A 20515-nucleotide genomic window follows, 5' to 3' on the forward strand; every position below is an offset into this window, starting at 1 on the left:
GCATGAATTGCGTCAAAGCGACGGCGGCCATTGCGACGCTGTCGGCTGCGACCGCGTTCTATTCTCCGCCCAAAACAAAGGCCTGTCTCATGATGGTGTATCCTGACCCCAGATCTTCCGAACCTATTTATGATGTTGATGTCGCTCTCGACGCAATCATCTCCATGATGGCCGAGGCCCATCGCATCGACATGGACCTGTCTGGTGCAGACTTCGACCCGGCATTATCCGGTCTTCGGGACGAGGCGGAGCAGCTGTGGCACGTTGTTGCATCCCGCCTGTGGCATCTTGCCCGCCAACCACTGATCCCGGTTCCGTTCGCGGCAGCTGCACGGCACCTATTTGCGCTCCAGCGGTCAGATGGCACTGATTCCGAACAGGATCGCCAACATCTCGCCGACCTCGCATCGTTAGCAAGATCAATGGCAATTCCGGGGTCTACCCGTGCGCGCATTGCACACGCCTCTTTTATGATGTCACGCGCCTTTCTTCCACCGACCCCTTTCGACCCTATCGACACCCCCCCTTTTTCAGCCTCTCCAACCCAAGGATTTTGATATTCAGCACCTTTTCTTCACCTTACGCCCGCTTCAACTTTCGCATTGGTGATGACCGAATTCCGGTCCACGGCCCACTAAAACGCGACGACGTGCGCGCCGCAGCACTCGCGAAAGGCTTCGATGCCATCGCCGTCGTAGTGGACCGAAGTCGCCTGATCATCCGTTGCCACACTTGCGGTCAACACCAGGTGAAACGCGCAAGCGTGATCTCAAACAATCAACCAGAATGCCCCCACTGCATTCGAAATCGCCGCATTGCCGCGGCAGCCCGCATCGGCGTCTCGTTCGTCCGCCATTCGCAAAAAAGTCAGCGTCACGGCCACTTTGTCCTGCCCTGCGGTCACGAGATTCACCGGCAGTATTACCGCGTGGAGAGCGCCGCACGTGGCGACCACGCCCTTGGATGCGATATCTGTCGCGAGAACCGATACGCCGCACAATCTCTACGCTTTGGCTGGACGTTGTCCGGCGCGGCACATAGCGGCAGACAAGGGTATCGTCGCTATCGGCACACCTGCGGCCACGGCCAGGATATCATGGTCGGCAACATACTATGGGGTGACTGTGCCTGCGCCGGATGCAGCCCGGGCCGGACATCGCGCCCGTCCCATATTTACATGTTTCGCATCCACCTGCCGGGGCTTCCGGTCCTCAAACTCGGCTACAGCGCGCGCCCAGCGAAGCGATTGCGACATCAGCTCGGGATCGCAAAAACTGTCAAGACAGAGGTCATCCGAGCGATCCGCCTTCCCACAGGTCACGTAGCGCGCTCAGAAGAGACGCAATGCCACACCATCCTCAAGCGGGACCACCCGGAGTGGCTGGTCCCGAAGTCAGCGTATGGCGACGCGATCAATACCGTCTCTGAGATTTACTACCCCATTGCCGAGGCTCGGATGCACGCTCTGCTCGACGACATCGATGCAAGGCATGCGGAACGATCAGCCTGAACATTTCCCAAATTCTTTATTCCTGAGGCATCCTATGCAAGCCAATCCCACAGCCTACACCAAACAGCTCACCCACGACCTGCTCCGCCGCATCCTCGAACAGTACAACGAGCACTACAACGGGTTTTCCGCCGTATCCACGGATGACGCCGAGGCAGATGCTGATGAACTACATGATAATGTTGAGGGCCACGGCACGTCGACAGCCCATGATCAGAAGCCAGCTGAGGCCGCGAAGTTTCTATCGGAAACGGAGAGCTATCGAACCCGCGACGCAGACCGGGCGGGAACACAGCGCGCCGCACGGGTTCCCCTTGCCAGAATGCTTCTGGCAGCCCGCTTCGCCGCCTGTTTTGACACCCCTGCGCAACTGCTTAACTTAGCGGCACCCCAGTCCCTGACCTGCTTGGAGCTCCCGCATCGCGCGGAACGTCAGCGCGCGTGGGACGACCTGCCAAACGTCTTGGTTCATCTCGGCCACCTGGCCTCGCCTCACCGCAAATCCTTGTCTTCGGTGCAAGCCATCGTCTTAGGATACCGCGGCAAGACACAATCTGATCAGGAACGGGCGCTGAAGGATTTCGAAGATGGCCTGGAGACTGCGATTGAATGCGGCCGAAGCATCGTCGCACTTGTGCCAGGGCGCAGCTATCTTTCGGAGCACATGCAACCGCTCGTCACCCGCTCCATCACGCTGCCGCCACTCTGCCGGACCATGGTCATTGAGATCCTGCGGCACACCCATGCCTTGGGCGACGACATCACCGGGGCCGCTTTGCGGGATCTCATGCCTTCGGATACGGCACTGGCAAAGATGCCGTTGCCGCTCTTGCACACCGCGTTTCACGGCGAGACCGCGCAAAAGGTTCTGAGCCGATTGTCCAAACTCTCAGACGCATCGGTGGCCGCGCCTCCGTCAAACCGGATGACCCTGCAACAGATCCACCTGCCACTGACAGCTGCCACTTTTTGCGACGGGGTGCTGACAGATCTACAAGACTGGCAGATCGGTAAGGTATCGTGGTCCGAGGTGCCCTGCTCCGCCCTCCTCTACGGGCCGCCCGGCAACGGCAAGACAAGCCTCGCCGCAGCCCTCGCCGGATCGGCAGGCATCCCGCTGGTCTCCACCAGTTATGCCGACTGCCAGCGGGCGGGACATCAGGGCGATTTTCTGAGGGTTCTCTCAGACAAGGTGACAGAAGCAATCAGCTCTGCACCTTGCGTGTTCTTTCTCGATGAACTGGATTCATTTGGGCTTCGCAATAAACCAACCCGCAATTCTGACTACATTGTCGGCGTCGTGAACGGGCTGCTGGAACATCTGTCACGGCTCAATGACACGCCTGGCGTCATTGTCATCGGTGCCACCAACCATCCGCATCTCGTCGATCCAGCCATCTTGCGCCCCGGGCGCTTCGACGCCAAAATCCACCTAGGCAACCCCGATTGCGCAGGCATTCTGCGTATCATGGAAATTGAGCTGGGTGCCAATGCCAAGGAACTTAGCGCAGCCGATATCGCAAGCCGCTTGCTCGGCGTATCAGGCGCTCAGGTCAGCGCTGTGATCCGCGACGCGCGCGAAAAAGCCCGACGCTCAGGCAACCCCATGCGGCCAGAGCACTTATCGTCTGCCGTCGATCACATTGCACCGCAAAGACCTCCCGAGCTCCTGCGTCGTATTGCGATCCACGAAGCGGGGCATGCCGTAGTCGGGCACCGGCTGGGCCTGCCGCCTCCTCGTCATCTGCAGCTGACGGCTTTTGGCGGCGAATATGGATACGCTATTCCGGACACATTGACGGAGCGGACAGCGCAAGACCATCTGGCGACTTTACTGGGCGGGCGCACCGCCGAGATTGTCCTGCTCGGAAACTGCTCCAGCGGAGCGGATAGCGATCTGGCAGAAGCCACACAACTGGCGTTCAGTATGCGTTATCGCTGGGGCATGCGGCACAACACAATGATCTCGATCTCACAAGACGCCGGACTTTTACCAAACCTGCCATCCACTGCTGTGCAAAAGCTGAACGCCGACTTACGACGCGCCGGTACGGTTTCCAAGAAGATCATTAAGGATAATAGGGCTTTGGTTCATCGCGTAGCCGACGGTCTGTTGCAGGAAACCGAGTTGAACGGCAAGGACTTGCTACGCATTCTGCACTCGGGCCCAAGATCCGTCGATAGCGGAGCATAGAGGGCCCCCCTGACCTCAGCACGCACATCAGCGCTGAGGTGCGTGCTGAGGTCAGTGCTTGGCTCACCGGCACGGGTAGTGCTCAGATCACTACCAGGGTCAGTGATGATAGCAGTGCGCAGAAATCCCGCCAGGGGGTCACGACAGACCCTCGCTCAGCGCGGCGGCAGGGCACGCTGGATATGCCGCGCCGAAGATGGTCGTGGCTTTACTTCCAAACCCCAACCCTCCCATCTCTCCGGATCAGCATCGTGCGTCAGGACGGTTGTCAGAAAAGTCACCGCAGCGCAGAGCGGCGGGGAGCGCGGCGCTTCCGATGCTCCGGGTCCAATCTTCCATCTTTGTCTCCGATGGCAACCGAAACACCCGGGTCGCGTCCGGCGCGCGCGGGTCCTTACCAAACAACCCCCTGCTTCGAAGCCGTGAACAGTTGAGGTAGAAAACCTGTCTCGGTCAGGCCGGACGGATCGGTAAGAGGGGTAGACCAGGCTGAAACTGTCACAGATTTTTTGTAATTCAGAAGGCTGTGACATGACTATTAAATGAAAACAATGAGTTAGCTTGTGTCACGTGTCACACCCGAATGAGTGTCCTTGTGTGTGTGTGCGTGCGCATGTGTGTGCGTACGTTAATACATTTATATAAATTCTGTGACATAGATAGATAAAGAGATATATCTTAGTTAAATCAATGGCTTACGAGTGTCACTTAACGTGTGACACATGCCGAATTCTGTTACACGATTGAATTCATTGAATAAAAGCGATATTTCTCTGGAAATAGCGACGAAAAGACCGATTGTCTGTGACAAAACTCGCCCACGAAGGCAGAAAAGCGATCGCGAATTGCACCGCAGGGACGTTTTCTAAGGGGATTGCGAGCCCATCGGAAATTCTTTAATCAGTCCCGTCCGCCACACACGGCGCTCAATCACGCGCGGTCCCCTATTCGATCCTGTGATCGATCTTGCCGATGCTCCCGGAATGACAGGCACTTTAGACTTTCCGCGAAAAACTATTTCCTACAGGCATGGCGTGGCAGTCCACATGCGCCACGTTTTCCCGAAACCTCAGCACAAAACTGCACTTTTCTGGGAAACCCTGCTCTCATCAGGCCTGATCCAAGCCGTATATGTGGATAACATCCCCGGACCCGTATCAACGGCCCCTTTCGGCGCATAACTTTTTGGTGTCACACTAGGAAGGATAACTCATGACGAACACCACGCCCTCTCACGAAGCCGTAGCAATGGTAAGGGACTGTCTCTGCAAGCTGGCCTACTCCCCTGCTTTCAACGTTGGGTCATCGGATTTGCCGTTTGGGCCTACCACCGTTTCGCCCTCAGCCTGCGGGACGTTGAGGATTTGTTGGCAGCACGCAGCATTACGGTCAGCCATCAGACGATCCGAGATTGGGTAGCGGAATTTGGAACACCAATTGCGGCCAAGATCCGACGTAATCGACCTCAGCCCGCCGACAAGTGGCACCCGGGACGAAGTTGTGATCCCGATCCGCGGGAAGAAGCACTGGCTCTGGCGTGCGGTCGATGGCAACGGATACACGCTCGAAATCCTTGTGCATTCGCGCCGAACACGAACAGAGGCCCATAGCCTCTGGGTTGGCTGCGTAGGTGAATTCGTGGTCTGATGCTACCGCATCAGTTCCATATCAAAGCGTTGGGACATAACCTGACAAAGCCCTGAGGCACCTAGAAACTAGATCACAAACGCGTAGATCAATACCCACGCCGACAACGCGACACCACAGATCAGCGTATATGCACCGTTCCAGACCAGCCCCACACGAAGCGCACTGATCCCAGCGAATGAACCAATAAGCAGCGTGGTTGCCGTGAAAGGCGAACTTGCGCCGCTCAGCGCCCACCCCGCCGTCAGTGCAACCACAAGCGCCGTGGGTTGCACACCCAGACTGGCCGCGTCAGGTATCAAAGGTGCGATCAGCGTAACGGCAAGGATCGGGTTCATGCCAATCTGACCCGCCAGCGGAATAATCCAAACAAAGGCAACCAAGATGATCCAAGGCGGCACCGTTGAAAGATCCAACCCTGCTTTGAGCATCAAAGGCCCCAACAACTGCGAACCGACAGTGCCAATATAGCCGGCCATCATCAGCAAAATCAGCTCACCACGATATCCGGGTAGTTCCACTAGAACATAGCTTTTGATTTGGGCCCCGGCACTGGCAAACGGGGCATCAGACCAGTGCTGGATCAGCATCCAGACCAAGGCGATAGAGGGCACCAAAACGGCCACCAAACCAACGATCCGCGCATCCGAAACTTCGTGCAAACTGACAACGCCGACCACCAGAACCGTCAAAAGCGCGAGCAACGGTAACATCGTAGACCAGGTTCCGGTCGGCTCTGTTCGGGTTGGCGTTACCGCCAAATGCGGCTTGAATACAGTATCCAGACCCCAGCCGATGCCAGCCAGAATGAATGCCGTCATGAGCCCCGGGACCAAGACCTGCGTCCATGTGGTATTCGGAATGACACTTATGGTAATTGCCATCGCAAACGAAAGCGGTGACCACGGTAAAGATGAGACAAAGCCACGTTGGATGGCCAGCAACATCCGCCTGATACGATGCCCGCGAATTTCGGCATCGGGTTCACTTTTCGCATTTGCCATCGCCAATGTACCCAGAAGTTGAATGGAACCATAGTTCAGCAACAAGGCGAATGCTTGCCCCCCAAGCGTCAGCGCGGCATAGCGACGGCCCGGCTTTTGCTCGGCCAGAAAGGTTCCTGCCCGTTGGATAGCAGGAGACGTCTGGGCAACAGTTCTGAGCGTCGAAAGCGCCGCAAAAAACGCACCGATAAACGCAGCCGTACTCAGGCCTTTTACGACAATATCAAGCCAGTCACGGTTCGTGGCCGCCAGCGCAATACTCAAAATCAGCCCCACCAGAACGAAAGCCTTGCGCGACAATCGCACCTGAGATGTCAGGATCGCGACCAAACTCAGAACGAGAACCAGCTTGAGAGGTTCACTCCACTTGGCCACCCCCCATTCATTGCAGATCACAAGCACCGTCATCGCGCAAAGAAGAAGCCCTGAAGCTTTGTCGGCAAATGCGCGTGCTTTCATAATCGTCTCTATTGCTTGATCAAAGGGCTTCCGAGCCGCTACCGTTTCAGGGGCAGTGAGGGAATTCACTAAGATGATCTTAGACCAGTGTCTGGACCCAGTGCCAATATCCGATTGAACGATGATCGCTGACACGTTTCGTGACGCTGCTTTTTTCTTGCACTTGGCCAATGGGGGGCTTTCGGCGCGCACTTCTCAATCAGGGATTTTATCCCTGGGAACCGAAGTGTCGCCCATCAAGTCATCGATAAACAGGGTGTTGTTGCAGAGATCATCTGCAGATCGAATCCGGCCCTACCCGAAATGAAATTCAGGTGATGCGTTTAAAACAGGACGGCCAAGTCGCGCCGTCTGATCACCTCGCGTGCAGGCCCGCCGTACCAGCTTGCCGGAAAAGCGCGCAAGCTCGGGTCTGCCCGAAGATCGGGGAACAGCGATAGCAGCTCCGTTCGAGGCTCATGCCCCATCATCTTGAGACTCATCGGTCCGGGATAAAAACTCTCCGACAGGGCGTTTTCGGCAAAAATGATCTGATGGGCGTCGAACATCAGATGGACGTAGCAGACCGACCGCTTGCCGATGGCGATGCGCACGCCCGGCATATATTCGGCAAGATGTTTCGCGCGCACCAGATTGCTTTCGCCAACCATCATGGAATGCTGCGGAGAGACGAACAATGACCGCACGTTGCCCAAGGCATCTGCCTTGATCAGGATCGGCCTGAGGTTTGGCGCAGCGCGCAGGGCCTCGTGATCCAGTTGCCGTGTGCCGATCCAGCGGATGGGTTGCGGACCATTGTCGGCCGTGATCACCAGATCGCCGACCCGAAGGTCTTCGATCAGGACATCACCGCGCGGTGTGCGAATGGCAGTACCGGTCGTAAAGCAGACAACGCCGGTGTTTTCGGAGGTGAAACTGGGATTATCCGCGCTGGCACCTGAAAAGATAAGGCCGCCGGTGCCAAAGCTCGCATTGTTAGAGTAGTCGGCACCGCCGATCCCGTCGTTGGACTGGTTTAGAATGCCATCATCGGCTTGGTCGGCGTGCAATTCCCAGATGTCATCATAGAAAGCCGACAGATTGATGAAATCGTTGTTGGTGCTGTCACCGTCATTCAGCGTGCCCGTATTGCCGGTGTTGAAATCGGTGATCGTGTCTATGCCGTCGCCTGCGGCATAGCTGAACGTGTCGCTGCCATCACCGCCGGTAATCGTGTCGTTGCCCTGCCCGCCTGCGATGGTATCGTCACCGGTGCCGCCATCGATAACGTCATCGCCCATTCCGCCCAGAACCGTGTCGTCACCCGCCGCACCGGACAGTTCGAGCCCCGACATATCAGCGGACGCATCCAGACTATCGGCCAGATCCGTTCCAGAAACGGCCTCGATCTCGTAGAAGGTGCCGGTCGTCCCGTCGAAATTGAACGTGCCGAATTCCCATCCACCGAAACTGACAATGACCCCATTCGTTGCAGCACCGGTATTGAAGTCCAGCGTATCGGTGTCGCCGCCTTCGTCGCTGGCATAGACCGTCACCGACCCGTCCCCATCGTCGATGACGAACCGATCCGATCCGGAATCGCCCCAGACCGTGTCGGCACCGTATCCGGTATAGATCAGATCGTCGCCCGCCCCGCCCGCAACCGAATCGTCGCCCGCCTGCCCGGACAGCGTATCGTTGCCATCCTCGCCTCGCAGGCTGTCATTGCCCGCGCCGCCGAGAATGTAGTCGTTGCCGCCCCGGGCTTCGATGTACATGCCTGCGGTGTCGGCAGAGCCATCGACTGTGTCCGCCTGCTCGGTCAGTACCAGATGCTCAATCTCGGAGAATGTGATTGTGTTCGTGCCATAGGTGATCGTCCCGGCCTCGGCCCCGGTATATGTCACCGTGACCGGACCCGTCAGAGCCAACAGGTCCATCGTGTCGTAATCAGTCCCGCCCTCGCCCCCGACGATGGTATCGTTGCCAAAGTCATCCTCGATCACGAAGGTATCGGCGTCATCACCACCGGAAAGACTGTCGTCGTCACTGACCGTCGGCTGCGTCGTCGTAAATATCTGATCGGGGCTGATCGGGCCTGTTCCGTTCAGTTCGATATTGAAGGTTTGCGTGTTCCCGTTTGCATATGTGACTGTGTAAATAACGCCGTAGGTGGTCGGCGAATGCTGAGTGACCGAAGATGTGATGCCGGTGTAGTTTTCCTGCAGGACGATCTTGTCCGTGCCATAGTCGAATCCACGCAAGGCAAGGGTATTGGTCGTGTTCGTCGTCTCGACCAGCACGTAATCCGCGACATTGTCACCATCATTGTCGCTACCGCCCCCGTCATCAAGACGGATGGTCGCAATGGAGCCATCTTCGGCGGCCCAACGGAAATAGTCCTGGCCGGTGGTCCCGTTAATTGTCTGCCCGTTATTGACCGCCGTGTAGCTTGGCGGACCCTTTTGCCCGCCATAGATGGTGTCGTTCCCGGTGCCTCCCGCAATCGTATCATTGCCGGAAAGGCCACGCAGAGAGTCGTTGCCGCCGTTGCCTTGGATGCTGTCCGCGCCCGTCGTACCGGTCAATGTATCGTCGCCGGTTCCGCCGGTCACAGTGGCCATGTTCAGCCCCTCACTCTTTAAGTAGTCACCTTTCTGAAGTCGATAAATTAAATTGAGGTAAAAAATATGTTTGCTTTGCGTCAACCTTTTGCACATCCAATCAATCAGTTGGCCGGTGTGTTTTGTTGGATCTGTCGTAAATTTTTCTGGTTCTTTCCCTTTCCGGCTGATTTTCGGACATGGTGCCAAAGCAAGCGCCTTGCCTCGTATGCGTGGGCTAGAACACAAGTTTTTTATTCCGCTGGCCGAGTGCCTGCGTCTTGATATTCTTAATTTTCAGAAGATAGGCGAGGTCATAGCAAACGCTTCGTTCTGCTATGGGTATGCCGAAGGACTGATCCGCCCCGATCAAGACTGAAGTCTCGCCGTCGTTTGGAAGTCAGGGCTAGCAGGCGTATTCCGTATGATACCACGGCAGACCTGCCCTACTACAGCGCGATTCCCGCATCTTGCAATTGCTCCTTGTCCGGCAAATCCCGCAGGCTCTCCAACCCGAAGGCCACCAGGAACCGGTCGGTTGTGACAAAGGTGTAGGGCGCGCCGCGCCGGGGGCTGCGGGGGCCCGTCCCGATCAGACCCAGACCGTTCAGCCGTCCGATCAGATCGCGGCTGATCTCCTTGCCGAAGATGTCTTTCAATCCGTCGCGCGTGATTGGCTGATGATAGGCAATGGCGGCCAGCACCGCGGTGTCAAATTCGCTCAGGTCAAGATCCTGATTACCCACCTCTGCTGCCGCGCGGATTGCGGGCGCGTAGACGGCGCGGGTGCGCAAAATCCACCCGTCGGCAACGCGGGCAACCTCGAACGCCCGCCCTTCCAGGTCGGCGGCGAGATCCTCGATCAGCAGATCAACCGAAGCATCCCCCACTACCCGCGCCAGATCCGCGCGCGGCACCGGTGCAGAACTCGCGAACAGCACCGCTTCGATCCTGCGCATCCATATGCGCCAGCGCTGCTCTGGCGGCAGATCGGCAAGGGCGCGGTCCAGGTCAGCGGGGTGGTGTTTTGCCATATTCACACCCCGTAGAGGCGGAAACTGTCGCGCCCCGTCACTTCGCGCAGCGCACCCAAACTCACCAGCCGATCGCACAGCCGCCGCGCCGCCCGATCCGGCAACGGCAAGGCAGACGGAGCCACGGCATCGCGGGTCAGAAACATCTCAACCGCCTCCCCTGCGCCCTTGGCGCGCAGCCTGGGAGCCACCGCGTGAAGACGCGCCGCGCGCCGCGCCAGATCAGCCGCCATCCGGGTTGTCTCAATGGCCGATGCCACGACAGCGCGGTGACAGGCAAGCCGCAGATCATCACCGGTCTTGCGCAGATCGCGCGGTGTAAGCCCGACCCCCAGCAACGGCACCGCATAGTGCCATCCCAAGGCCTGCGCCAGCGCCGCATCCGCCAGAAGGAGCGCCACATGCTCCGCGCGCGGATGATCCGACATCACCGCCTCAAACACGGATGACGCACGCCCCACCGGGCCACCCTGCCCCGCGCCAGGTCCGCCGAGCCAGACCGCGAGTTCGGTCTTAGAATAGGTCGGTAGGGCACGGTGCAGCGCGGTGACCGAGATCGGTCGTTCGATCGCTTGTCGCCAGTGCTGATAAATCTCCCCCGCGGGGCCGGGCAGGTCGCCGGGCCGCATCAGATGCAGGGCATCGCGCAGGTCTGCGGCCCGCTCTGGCCGTCCCGACTGGGCCACACTGGCCTCTGCAGCGCGCAGCGCCAACCGCTCGCGCAACAAGGTTTGGGGGACGTCCGCCCGCGCCACCACAAGATGCAGGTGGCCGAGCGCCGCACCTGACAAAAACGCCACATCTTCAAGAGATTCATTGCGGGCAGAGGTGACCCACCCCGGCATCGGGGGTAATGTCTTTTGGTCCGCATCAAGTGGGGTTAGCGCGTGTTTCATATGCGAAGCCTAACCTTGGGCGGCGCTTTTAGCCAGCATATAGTGCTATAACCGCCCCATCCTGTACGACCACGTTATGTCCAATAAGTTTGCATTATCGGACATAACGGGTATGTTCAGCAGCATGACAGAAAACAACGACAAATCACGCCTGAATATACCTAGGCCCGATGAAGCAAACGATGCGCTTCCGTCTACTGATGAGCGCTTGAGCCTGCCTAACGATGTGGCGGGGTCGGGTCCTCTCGACCGTCTTGTAGATACCGCGCGCGATTATGCACGTCAGGCAACGGCTGAGAACACCAATAAGGCGTATGCTAAAGACTGGGCGCATTTTACGCGTTGGTGTCGCAGGCGCGGCGCAAACGCGCTGCCCCCCAGCCCGGAACTGATCGGGCTCTACATTGCGAACTGTGCAGCGCCCGACACCGAGACCCCTGCCCGTCCAGCACGACCGCTGTCGGTATCGACCATCGAGCGCCGCCTGTCTGGCCTTGCCTGGCACTACCAGCAGCGCGGCTTTACGCTTGATCGTAAGGACCGGCATATCGCGACTGTTCTGGCTGGCATCCGGCGCAAGCACGCGCGGCCGCCCGTTCAGAAAGAAGCGGTGCTGGCTGAAGACATCCGCGCCATGGTAGCCACCCTGCCCTTTGATCTGCGCGGATTGCGGGACCGTGCGATCCTGCTGATTGGCTATGCGGGTGGGCTGCGTCGCTCCGAGATTGTCAGCCTTGATCATAGCCGCGATGATACGCCAGATAGCGGTGGTTGGGTTGAGATCGAAGATAACGGCGCGATCTTGTTCCTGCGCGGAAAAACCGGCTGGCGCGAGGTCGAGATTGGCCGGGGATCGTCGGATCAAACCTGCCCAGTCCATGCGCTGGAGCAATGGCTGCAGTTCGCCAAGATCGACTTTGGCCCCCTCTTCCGCCGGACCACCCGTGACAACAAGCGCGCCCTCGATGCGCGCCTCTCTGACAAACACGTCGCACGGCTTATCAAACAAACTGTATTGGACGCGGGCATCCGTAGTGATCTGTCCGAAAAAGACCGGCTTGCCCTGTTCTCGGGGCATAGCTTGCGGGCGGGTCTGGCGTCGAGTGCAGAGGTCGACGAGCGCTACATCCAGAAGCACCTTGGCCATGCATCGGCTGAGATGACCCGCCGGTACCAGCGGCGCAGGGATCGGTTCAGGGTGAACCTGACGAAGGCTGCGGGACTTTGATTTCGATGGGGTTGTCTGGGCTGGCATTGTCATGAACCCTCTTCGACTGCCTCATTGAAAGCAAATTGTCTGCGGACAATTTCTGGCTCAACCGCAACGCTACGGTCAAAATGATGTCGGTAGGATTATAAACCGAAATGGCATGCACCTGTTTACCATGGCTCGCCTCCGCTTCAAAGAAGCAGACAAAAAATTGCGGGATGGAGGTGATCTGTGATCCTGGGTGGGTCTATCGGAAGGTTCTGAGATCGGGTGAACCGCTCTGCTTGCGAAAGAGAATCGCCGGGAGTGCATTCCGCGAACCGCACATTTTTTCCTTGGTCCCACCTGCGGATTGCGAGATTTTTGCATTTAAACTCACTCTGACGACCAAACGGACCAATCATAGGGCTGATACCACCTCCTAGCCGGCCAAAATTCAGCAGAATGGTCCGAACGCTGCAGTTTGACAGCCGTGCAAATCTAATAAATGGATTAATACCAGTATCTTAGATGGTGCTGGCTTGTTATTCCCGCCTTAACCTCAGGCAGTGCGTATGCTGAAATTGCGCCACGACATCGGCGCGCCACAAGATGTGGGGCTCCCTACAATATTTACACTGTCTGGCGTCCCGGGATGAAAACTTGTTGCCCGACTCGAAAATCCCCTTTAGTGACACTTGTGTAAGTGAAATCGCGCTAAAAGCGATATTTGATAAGAGCGGGCAGTCAGTATGCAAAAATTTGAGAACAACGAGGCTCCAAAACCTTTCGACGAGATCATTCTCGAGCAAGGGGAACTGATTTCTGACAGGCTCAATATGTTGCGTATGGAGCAGTATCCCCCCAACGCACAAAAGAGTCTACGCCAGTTCAGCCTGGCTGAAGTCGCATACTTCCTCGGGGTCACTCAATCAAACATCAAGAAACTCCACCTTGAAGGCAAAGGCCCTGAGCCAACGACGTCACCGTCAGGACGGCGGACATATTCCGCAGAGCAAATGCTTGAATTGAGAGCCTATCTCGACAAGCATGGGCGTTCCGGAAAGAAGCGGTATGTGCCGCATCGCCAGGACGGCGAAGATATGCACGTCGTGTCAGTAGTGAACTTCAAGGGCGGCTCGGGAAAGACCACAACCGCTGCGCACCTTGCCCAGCACCTTGCCTTGCGCGGCCACCGGGTTCTGGCGATTGATCTGGATCCTCAAGCATCGCTTACGGCGCTTCACGGTATCCAGCCGGAGCTCGATGAAGTCCCCTCTCTCTATGAGACATTGCGCTATGATGGAGAGCGGCGCCCGATCTCGGAAGTCATCCGCAACACAAATATCCCAAACCTTGACATCGTCCCTGCAAGCCTAGATTTGCAGGAGTACGAATACGATACGCCCGTCGCATTAACGAGCAAAGACCCTCAGGCTGGCCGCGCGTTTTTTACCCGGATATCCGAAGCCCTGAAGGAGGTAGATGACCGATACGATATCGTCGTTATCGATTGCCCTCCACAGCTGGGGTATTTGACTCTTACGGCGCTGACTGCATCGAGTTCGGTATTGATTACCGTTCATCCGCAAATGCTGGACGTCATGTCGATGAGCCAGTTCCTTTTGATGTTGGGCGGGATCATGAAGACGATCCGCGATGCGGGAGCACAGATGAACCTCAAGTGGTTCCGCTATCTGGTGACACGGTTTGAACCAACGGACAGCCCGCAGAAGCAAATGGTCGGCTTCATGCAAGCCATGTTCCCCGGACAAATGCTGCAATCTCATATGGTCAAATCTACGGCGATATCTGACGCGGGCATCACCAAACAAACCCTTTACGAGGTGGAGCGGTCTCAGTTCGTGCGTGCGACCTATGACCGTGCGATGGATTCTCTTAACGCGGTTAATGATGAAATTGCCGATCTCATTCACGAAGCTTGGGGGCGCCCATAATGAGCGTTTTTGACAGCCGTGCAGATTTTAGAATTTCGATCAAACATTGCCTCTGGGGAACCGATTTGGAGGGCCATCATGGCGCGTAAAGATCTCTTGAAAAGTGTAATGGATCCAGCCGGCGATAAGGCGCGCGATGGCAGTCGCACAAATTACGCGATGCGCGGCGCCTCAAAGTCTATGAAAGTGTCCATCGACAGTCTTGCGGAAGATGCGCGCCGGATGATGGAGGGCGAAACGATTGTTGAAATCGCCCCAAACCTAATCGACAGCTCTTTTGTCAGCGACCGGCTCGGGCTGGATGACGAGGCGTTTCAAGAGCTCAAGGCGTCTATCGCAAAAGGGCAACAAGACACACCCGTGCTGTTGCGCCCGCATCCAGAAACCTCTGGACGTTTCATGGTCGTTTTTGGCCACCGACGCGTACGTGCTGCCGCAGAGCTGGGACGTATGGTCCGTGCTGTCGTCAAGCCAATGGATGATGTTGCGCATATCCTTGCACAAGGCCACGAAAACACAGCACGGGCCGATCTGTCGTTCGTAGAGAAGGCAGTTTTTGCCAGAAGCCTGTTAGAAATTGGTCAGCCAAAAGATGTCATTATGTCTGCGCTAACTGTAGATGGCACGCTGCTGTCGCGGATGTTGTCCGTCGCGCAGCAAATCCCTAACGACATCATCGATGCCGTTGGCCCGGCAAAACAGATCGGTCGGGACCGTTGGGAAGGCTTCAAGAAATTGATGTCTGAGCCGGAAAACATAAAGTTGACGCAGCAATTGGTGGCAGAGCCCAGCTTTGCCGAGTTGCACAGTGACGCGCGATTCGAGCTTCTTCTGAGCAAACTCTCTGAAAAGGGCAGGGTGGTTCGGAATAAAGCGAAACGCGCGGGCCCGCAAAAGCGGACCTGGACCGCCAATGGCGGACGGATAAAAGGTGTTTTGGGGAAGTCTGGCAAAGCGTTCAGCGTTTCACTGACATCAACAGATGCCTCGGAATTCGGTGATTATCTCGCTGAAAACCTTGACGGCCTCTATCAAGCATTTCTCTCGTCAAAACAGGAGAAGATCGAGTGAACTAAAGGCAAAAGAAAAGCCCCCAAACCAAGCGGCCTGAGAGCTGATCTAATCAATTTGAACACCTGATAGATACCTCTCCCGCGAATCGCTGTCAACAAAGCAACACCGATTTGGTGAACGGATTTCTTTTGCCTCCACATATATGGAGGTGAGACACAGGTATGAAACAGTCAGGTTGGCGCAAGCCGACACCGGGTCTTGGGGTTGCAGCGCAATTTGCCCAAGCCGGTGAACAGATTTCTGCATCCAAATCAAAGGCATTCGTCGCGGTAAAACGTGTAGGTGCACATATCGGGCTGAAGGCCGGCGATATGATGCTTTTGGATACGCTGGGGGCATTTACACAGGCTCAGGACTGGGAAGAGGGCAGGCGCCCGATTGTCTGGGCCTCTAACGCTTATCTGATGGACCAAACGGGGTTCTCACTGTCAGCGCTGAAACGGCACTCCAGGCGCCTTGCGGAAGCCGGTGTTATTGCTTTCAAGGACAGCCCAAATGGCAAACGCTGGGGGCGTAGGGACGCGGATGGTGTCATCATCGAAGCCTATGGTTTCGATCTGGCACCGCTTTCGGCGCGTGTCGAAGAGTTCGAGCAGTTGTATATGGAGTTGCGCGCCGAACGCGAGCTTTGCCAACGCCTCAAGCGCCAGATTACCGTTTCCCGTCGGATGATCCGCGCACAAATCGACGCTGCCCTGTCAGGGGGCTACAGCGGCCCATGGACGCAACTTACAAATCTTTTCGAAGAGCTGCTCAGCAAGCTCCCTCGGCGCCCAACGGCATCTGATGCATTGCAGCAGCTTCTTGCGTGGTTCAGAGCCCTTCAAGCCCGTGTTGAGCGGACCATTTTCGAAGAAACCGAGGTGATTGAGGCTGTTGATAACTTCACGATAATTAAGTCAGAAACACCTGAGAAAACACATAAAATGAACCCCACGGAGGTCATTTTTGAACCTGACATACTAATTACAAATAAACTTAAACCTGTAATTAGTAGCCGCCTAGATAAAGAAAAAATGGCTGATGCCGTGATAAACACAATGGGTGATTACAAAACCGAGATGGTTAAGGAGGATTGGGCAGCCAAAACGCATAAATTACGCGCTACCTCTCTTGATCTGCCAACGGTCATGCAAGCCTGTCCAGAATTCGCATCATGGGCTCAGGATATGGCTGGATACCTCAAGGATTGGTCTGACGTTCACCGCGTGGCGGGTCAGCTCAGGCCAATGATCGGCATTTCAGAACACGCATGGCACGTGGCGCAGGACCAGTTGGGCAAGCAAGTGGCGACAGCAGCCCTTGTTCTTGTGTTCGAAAAACACTGCACGGGCGAAGTGGTTTCTCCGGGGGGCTATCTGCGCGGGATGGTTGAAAAAGCCGGGGCAGGGGAGTTGCATCTGGAGCGCAGTTTTTACGGGCGGTTGAATGGGCCGGCCTCGTGATAGTGCCCTTTACACTGAAGGGAGTTCCCTTTCAGAAGGGTATTTCGGGCACAGATCGTGTTAATGATACAATGCTGGCTCTGAAACGTCATTGTTTCCGTCGTCAAACATTTGCCATAAACGTAAATTAACGTTTTAACTACTGTGACGAGCCTGTCCTGCGGTGTGATCGGCAAAATCAATATTCTTGGGTACGAAAATGCTATCGAGACGATGCTTAGATTCCGATAGAGCTGCCCAAGATTTGGTAGGCCTGCGGTCCAAGCTCGGGCAAGTATTCAGATTAGTTTTTCTCGCCCTGAGCATTATTATTACTTCAATCGGGCCTTTGCAGTCTCAAGAGGTAACGAATGATCCTTCTGAAATAGCCGAACTTACGATTGGGGTCAGCGCCTCAGAGGGTGTTACACGCGCTCTGGAAGACTGGAAGCTGACCAAGGAATTTCTGGATGCCTCAGCGCGGGATCGGGGGCTGAATTACCGTTTCAAGATCGAACCATATTTCGCACAGTCAAACTACACGGCTGAAGAGACATCAGGGTTTGACCTGATTTTCACCGATGCTGCCGGTTTCGTTGCCGCCGAAGAAGAGATGGGCGCGCGGGCTTTGTCGTCGATCGCGCAGGTGTGGGACGGAAAAAGCTATGACAAGACCGGTGCTGTGATTTTTACGCGCCAAGATAGCAATATCAAGACATTGTCTGATGCCGTTGGTCAGCGAATTATGGGCATCGATCGAAGCGATTTTATTGGCTGGAAGTTGGCCGTTCAACAGTTTCGCGCGCAAGGGATTGACGAAGCATCTGTATTACAAACGGCCATATTCTCCGGCGGCAATCAGCTGGAGGTCGTTTCGGCTGTTCAGTCCGGGCTTGTGGATGTTGGCGTTATTCGTGCCGGTGTTCTTGAAAAACTGGCCCGCGAAGGGCGGTTGGAACTTGATGAATTACGGCCAATCTCGGCTATTAAACATGCCGATTATCCGTTCTGGGTGAGTACCCCGATTTTTCCAGGGTCGGTTCTGGCCGCGCTTCCAAGCCTATCCGAGGAAGCGATGGCCATTACGATTGAATCCCTTTTGCAGATCAACGGCCAAACCGCTGAATCCAAAGCGATGGGCGGAGTTGTCTGGCAGGCCCCACAAAATTACCAGCAGGTGCGCAAGCTATTGATGGCCCTCGGGGCGCGTCCCTATGAAAGCCAAATGCAGCTTGCCGCGACCAATATCCTTGAACGATATAAATGGATCGCCATCGCTGTTGCCGCCCTTATCATCGGTTCTTTTGTTTTTCTTGTAAGAGAACTTGTTAAGAGTGCGCGGCTTGCTGAAGAGCGCAGGAACGTACTGGCGTCCGAGCTGCGTTCAAAGGAGTTTTACAGAACTGCGGTGGAGGCCCACTCTGTCTTCTGCATGTTGTCGCATGACGGCGTTATCACCCACGTGAATGAACAATTCCAAGATGTGATGGGCCTGAAGCGTAACCAACTGATCCAGCACGCGTTGAGCGACTTTCTGGTGCCGGAAAACAAGGCCGCCTTTGATGAAGAAATCGGATCGATGGTATCCAAACGTCGCACATGGAAAGGCGTGCAGCAGTTTTTGAACAGAAACGGCAAGCCGGTCTGGCTCGAGTGCACATTTATTCAGGTGCAAAACCCCAGCCAGGAAATGGTCGAAATCGCCATGGTGGCGTCGGATGTCACCAAAACCCGCGAGGGTATTTCCGAGACACGCTTTAACAATACTCTTGAGCTGCTTCAGGACCTGGTCATCGTCGTTCGGCCCAAAACCTATGAATTGTCTTATGTGAACGCAGCAGCGCAGGAAATCTTGATAAATGGCCGCGGGAAAGGCGGTTGGAAAGGCAAGAAGGTTTCCGACTTCCTTAACTCCGAAAGGTTCGAGGAGTTTAAAGAGCGCTGTTTGGACCTGATCGAAAAGGGGTCTGGTCGTGCCACATGGGAAGTGGAGGCCAAGACCGGCGTCACCTTTGAGATTAACTTGGAATATGCGACGCCGCCGGGGGACGAGCCGAGGTTCATTGTGATCTATCGTGACATTACGGAGCGAAAGGTAGCGGAGCGCGCAAAGAAAGAATTCATTGCAACGATCAGCCATGAATTGCGTACGCCGCTCACGTCAATCAAGGGTGCGTTGGGGATCATCGGGTCAAATGCAGTAGGTCACGTTCCGGAAAAGATGGGCAAACTTGTAAAAATCGCGACCCTCAATTGCGACCGGCTGATCAAGCTTATCAACGATATTCTTGATATCGAAAAGTTCGATGCGAAGAAAATGGACTTGAAAATGGAGGTTTTCGACCTGAGTTCATTGGTGAACCAGGCCTTGGAAGCCAATAGTATCTACTCTGGAAATTTGGGCGTCAACGTGCGCCGGATCGACGTAAACATTGACGCCCCTTTGCTTGCTTATGGTAACCCTGACAGTCTGGCCCGCGTCATGGATAACCTGATTTCTAACGCTTCAAAGTTTTCCCAAAAGGGCGACGAGATTTTCGTGTCACTGGTCGAAAAGGACAACATGCTCAGGCTCAGCGTTAGGGATTTTGGCGTGGGGATCCCACAACATTTGCACGGCACGATATTTGAACGGTTCGTGCAGGCCGACAGTTCCGATACCCGTTCAAAAGGTGGGTCTGGTTTGGGTCTTTCGATTGTAAGAGAGATCATCGGCAAGCACCAAGGCCGCGTATATTTTGTGAGTAAAGAAAAGCAAGGGACGGAGTTCTTTGTTGATCTGCCAAAGGTCGCCGCGAATGGTGAAGACGTGATTCCGCTACAGATTGAAACCCCTGATGGCCAACCGATGCACGACTTTACAGGACAGATATCCAACAACATCCATCCAATTGATAGCATCCTGGGCAGTTCCGCGATCCAAAGGCTGATCGATCAGTTTGGTGAAGATGACGTGAAGGTTAATCTTGAAACTGGCAAGCCAAGTCTGAAACAGTTTTCCAAGAGTAAGGGGGTCGTCGGTCAAGTGCATGCTAAGAATTGGTTCAATGACGCGACCTATAAATTCCTTGATTCAGCGCTTGAAAACAAGGTTCTTCGCAATTCGGACGTCTATATAATCGAGGTGCCGGCGCACGTGGTCGGCAATGTTTTTCAGGGGTCGATTGCAGCGGAAAGTTCAATTCAAAGGTGGCTCAACAATACTGGTGGCCTGTTGGGCGACGTAGCCGACCTTAAGGTTTTGACTGAATGTACCGAAGCAAATGTGAAAACTTGGCTGGCAGAAAACAGTAGAGCGACAGTCACCAGCAACCTATCGACAGTTGAAGACAGTAATTTAATCAAATATGATCTATTAGCAAAGTTCTTAAGAACTGACGATATAGTCGGGCTGGCAATTTTTCCAGTTCAAAACGGCAAATTGCCAGAAGGGTGGCCGACTTGCATCTTAGGCTATTCAGTCGCCGCTCCATCGGCTGGCCATGGGGTTGTTTCCAAGTTTTCCACCTCCGGCGGTGCCTCAAGCAAGCGTATCGCCTCATAG

12 protein-coding genes and 1 pseudogene are annotated in these 20515 nt (G+C 55.6%); 9 read left to right on the top strand and 4 right to left on the bottom strand.

Translation table 11 applies throughout. The features are described 5' to 3' along the window. The first annotated feature begins 2 nt into the window (after positions 1–2). The 4 genes and pseudogenes from HGT1_RS15835 to HGT1_RS18370 form a co-directional block, all read left to right on the top strand. Positions 3–557, top strand: a complete 555-nt coding sequence (locus HGT1_RS15835) for a hypothetical protein (RefSeq protein WP_176250922.1) — start codon at positions 3–5, stop codon at positions 555–557. Next, the gene (locus tag HGT1_RS15840) at positions 554–1510 is read left to right on the top strand and encodes a hypothetical protein (RefSeq protein WP_176250923.1); all 957 of its coding nucleotides are present in this window, start codon (positions 554–556) and stop codon (positions 1508–1510) included. Before HGT1_RS15835 ends, HGT1_RS15840 begins: the two co-directional genes overlap by 4 nt. 34 nt (positions 1511–1544) lie before the next feature. Further along, the gene (locus HGT1_RS15845) at positions 1545–3704 is read left to right on the top strand and encodes an AAA family ATPase (RefSeq protein ID WP_176250924.1); all 2160 of its coding nucleotides are present in this window, start codon (positions 1545–1547) and stop codon (positions 3702–3704) included. Between the two features lie 1259 nt (positions 3705–4963). Then, positions 4964–5294: pseudogene (locus HGT1_RS18370) on the top strand (transposase); the annotation flags it as partial. A gap of 125 nt (positions 5295–5419) precedes the next feature. On the opposite strand, the gene HGT1_RS15855 reads toward HGT1_RS18370, so the two are convergent. The 4 genes from HGT1_RS15855 to HGT1_RS15870 all read right to left on the bottom strand — a co-directional run bounded on the left by HGT1_RS15855 (position 5420) and on the right by HGT1_RS15870 (position 11326). Next, the gene (locus tag HGT1_RS15855) at positions 5420–6814 is read right to left on the bottom strand and encodes a hypothetical protein (RefSeq protein WP_176250926.1); all 1395 of its coding nucleotides are present in this window, start codon (positions 6812–6814) and stop codon (positions 5420–5422) included. 323 nt (positions 6815–7137) lie between these two features. Continuing rightward, positions 7138–9417, bottom strand: a complete 2280-nt coding sequence (locus tag HGT1_RS18435; protein ID WP_303396419.1) for a Hint domain-containing protein — start codon at positions 9415–9417, stop codon at positions 7138–7140. Positions 9418–9845: 428 nt separating this feature from the next. Further along, complete coding sequence (locus tag HGT1_RS15865) at positions 9846–10430, bottom strand: SMC-Scp complex subunit ScpB (RefSeq protein WP_176250928.1); 585 nt, start codon at positions 10428–10430, stop codon at positions 9846–9848. Positions 10431–10432: 2 nt separating this feature from the next. Further along, positions 10433–11326: a DUF1403 family protein gene (locus HGT1_RS15870; protein WP_176250929.1), complete on the bottom strand. Its 894-nt coding sequence runs from the start codon at positions 11324–11326 to the stop codon at positions 10433–10435. 112 nt (positions 11327–11438) lie between these two features. On the opposite strand from HGT1_RS15870, the gene HGT1_RS15875 reads away from it, so the two are divergent. The 5 genes from HGT1_RS15875 to HGT1_RS15895 all read left to right on the top strand — a co-directional run bounded on the left by HGT1_RS15875 (position 11439) and on the right by HGT1_RS15895 (position 20515). Further along, a complete protein-coding gene (locus HGT1_RS15875; protein WP_176250930.1) occupies positions 11439–12554 on the top strand; it encodes a tyrosine-type recombinase/integrase in 1116 nt (371 codons plus the stop codon). A 713-nt stretch (positions 12555–13267) separates the two neighbouring features. Next, positions 13268–14473, top strand: coding sequence for a plasmid partitioning protein RepA (gene repA / locus HGT1_RS15880; RefSeq protein ID WP_176250931.1), 1206 nt, complete (start codon positions 13268–13270; stop codon positions 14471–14473). A gap of 78 nt (positions 14474–14551) precedes the next feature. Beyond that, positions 14552–15544 (top strand): plasmid partitioning protein RepB, encoded by a 993-nt coding sequence (gene repB, locus HGT1_RS15885; protein WP_176250932.1) that lies wholly within the window; start codon positions 14552–14554, stop codon positions 15542–15544. 164 nt (positions 15545–15708) lie between these two features. Continuing rightward, complete coding sequence (repC, locus tag HGT1_RS15890) at positions 15709–16992, top strand: plasmid replication protein RepC (RefSeq protein ID WP_176250933.1); 1284 nt, start codon at positions 15709–15711, stop codon at positions 16990–16992. 244 nt (positions 16993–17236) lie between these two features. Further along, positions 17237–20515: an ATP-binding protein gene (locus HGT1_RS15895; RefSeq protein WP_176250934.1), complete on the top strand. Its 3279-nt coding sequence runs from the start codon at positions 17237–17239 to the stop codon at positions 20513–20515.

The organism is Sulfitobacter sp. HGT1, from assembly GCF_013282155.1.
In the GTDB taxonomy this organism is placed as follows: domain Bacteria; phylum Pseudomonadota; class Alphaproteobacteria; order Rhodobacterales; family Rhodobacteraceae; genus Sulfitobacter.

What these genes read in the sequence shown, in the direction of transcription:
- repB (WP_176250932.1), top strand. Translation starts at nt 14,552, where the DNA reads ATGGCGCGTAAAGATCTCTTGAAAAGTGTAATGGATCCAGCCGGCGAT.
- repA (WP_176250931.1), top strand. Translation starts at nt 13,268, where the DNA reads ATGCAAAAATTTGAGAACAACGAGGCTCCAAAACCTTTCGACGAGATC.
- HGT1_RS18435 (WP_303396419.1), bottom strand. Translation starts at nt 9,417, where the DNA reads ATGGCCACTGTGACCGGCGGAACCGGCGACGATACATTGACCGGTACG.
- HGT1_RS15865 (WP_176250928.1), bottom strand. Translation starts at nt 10,430, where the DNA reads ATGGCAAAACACCACCCCGCTGACCTGGACCGCGCCCTTGCCGATCTG.
- HGT1_RS15855 (WP_176250926.1), bottom strand. Translation starts at nt 6,814, where the DNA reads ATGAAAGCACGCGCATTTGCCGACAAAGCTTCAGGGCTTCTTCTTTGC.
- HGT1_RS15845 (WP_176250924.1), top strand. Translation starts at nt 1,545, where the DNA reads ATGCAAGCCAATCCCACAGCCTACACCAAACAGCTCACCCACGACCTG.
- HGT1_RS15870 (WP_176250929.1), bottom strand. Translation starts at nt 11,326, where the DNA reads ATGAAACACGCGCTAACCCCACTTGATGCGGACCAAAAGACATTACCC.
- HGT1_RS15835 (WP_176250922.1), top strand. Translation starts at nt 3, where the DNA reads ATGAATTGCGTCAAAGCGACGGCGGCCATTGCGACGCTGTCGGCTGCG.
- repC (WP_176250933.1), top strand. Translation starts at nt 15,709, where the DNA reads ATGAAACAGTCAGGTTGGCGCAAGCCGACACCGGGTCTTGGGGTTGCA.
- HGT1_RS15875 (WP_176250930.1), top strand. Translation starts at nt 11,439, where the DNA reads ATGTTCAGCAGCATGACAGAAAACAACGACAAATCACGCCTGAATATA.